This window comes from Mesorhizobium sp. M7A.F.Ca.CA.002.04.1.1 (assembly GCF_004022805.1).
GTDB classification, from domain to species: domain Bacteria; phylum Pseudomonadota; class Alphaproteobacteria; order Rhizobiales; family Rhizobiaceae; genus Mesorhizobium; species Mesorhizobium ciceri.
The window spans coordinates 1-961 of record NZ_RZPL01001156.1 but is presented as its reverse complement, the minus strand read 5'-3'; the positions used below and the strand labels follow the sequence as shown (position 1 = coordinate 961).

Below are 961 nucleotides of genomic sequence, written 5' to 3'. Positions count from 1 at the left end.
TATGAATTGTGGACCTCCAGGCGCGAGACCTGGCTGCACGCTTTGCCCGGCGCCGAACAGTTCGAGCATGACCGCCCAGCGGCGTACAACGCCGAAGCGCCGACGCCGAGATCGCTGTCGGACATCGACGCAGAGATTTGATCTCCGGGCAAGGGAACCCTGCCCTGCCGCCGACGTTACCGGACGCCTCTCACGCATGTCGCCCGGCGACTTGCGGCAATCATGGAGACGACCGTTGAACGACAAGATGTTTCCCCGCCCCATCAGGCTGAAATTCGCGCCTGAGCGCGAGCGCATCGTCCGCAGCGCCTGGGAAGGCCTGGAATGCCTCGGCGACTGGCCGGCTGGCCAGGGACGGCGCTACCGGGCGGCGTTGCGCAGCTGCCGCGATGCGCTGGATGGCTGGACGCCGCCGGAAAAAGCGATGCGGGCGGTGATCGACGCCGCGCGCGAAGCAAAACTCCTGCAGTAGTTGGAAAACAGGACATGTCCGAGCTCATTTTGCCCACACCGATGCGGATCAAGCCGCATGGCTCGGACACGATCCGCGACGTCGCCACGCTCAGGGATGCCAGCGAAATCCTGATCGATTGGCCGCAGGCCAAGCGCGGCCCGTTCTACCAGGCGGCGCGCGAGAAGGTCGAAGCCGCATTGGAAACCCAGACAGGCGCCGCCGAGGCGCAGGAAGCGTTCGCAGCGCTCTGCAGCCACGCCGGCGTCTTGGTGCGGTAGGTGTCAAAGGAAGCAGACGTCGTGCCTCGCCTGCTTTGTCATTTCGTTGGAAGCTCGCCCTGGACAATCGGCTGAGAGGTTTCGAATCCAAAGCTCTTCGGCACCAGAAGAATCAATGCAATCACGATGGCGATCGATGCAAGCAACGTGGCTGTGGCTGCAATATCTCTCACGATAATCTCTCCAAATTCCAAGTCGTGAGAAAAACGCTCCCGAGAAAACGAGGTTC

Annotated in this window: 3 protein-coding genes; 2 read left to right on the top strand and 1 reads right to left on the bottom strand. The window is 62.3% G+C overall.

The features are described from left to right. Nucleotides 1-235 precede the first annotated feature (235 nt). Entirely contained in the window at nt 236-472 is a 237-nt protein-coding gene (locus ENZ75_RS32955) for a DUF982 domain-containing protein (RefSeq protein WP_013530775.1), read from the top strand. 14 nt (nt 473-486) lie between these two features. Further along, the gene (locus ENZ75_RS32950) at nt 487-732 is read left to right on the top strand and encodes a DUF982 domain-containing protein (protein WP_027160738.1); all 246 of its coding nucleotides are present in this window, start codon (nt 487-489) and stop codon (nt 730-732) included. A 38-nt stretch (nt 733-770) separates the two neighbouring features. Here the strand turns inward: ENZ75_RS32950 and ENZ75_RS34840 are convergent. Further along, nucleotides 771-961, bottom strand: a 191-nt coding sequence (locus ENZ75_RS34840; RefSeq protein ID WP_206617171.1) for a hypothetical protein, incomplete at its 5' end; no start/stop codon positions are given.

Excerpts from the sequence above, each read along its gene's own strand:
- ENZ75_RS32950 (WP_027160738.1), top strand. The coding sequence starts at position 487 with ATGTCCGAGCTCATTTTGCCCACACCGATGCGGATCAAGCCGCATGGC.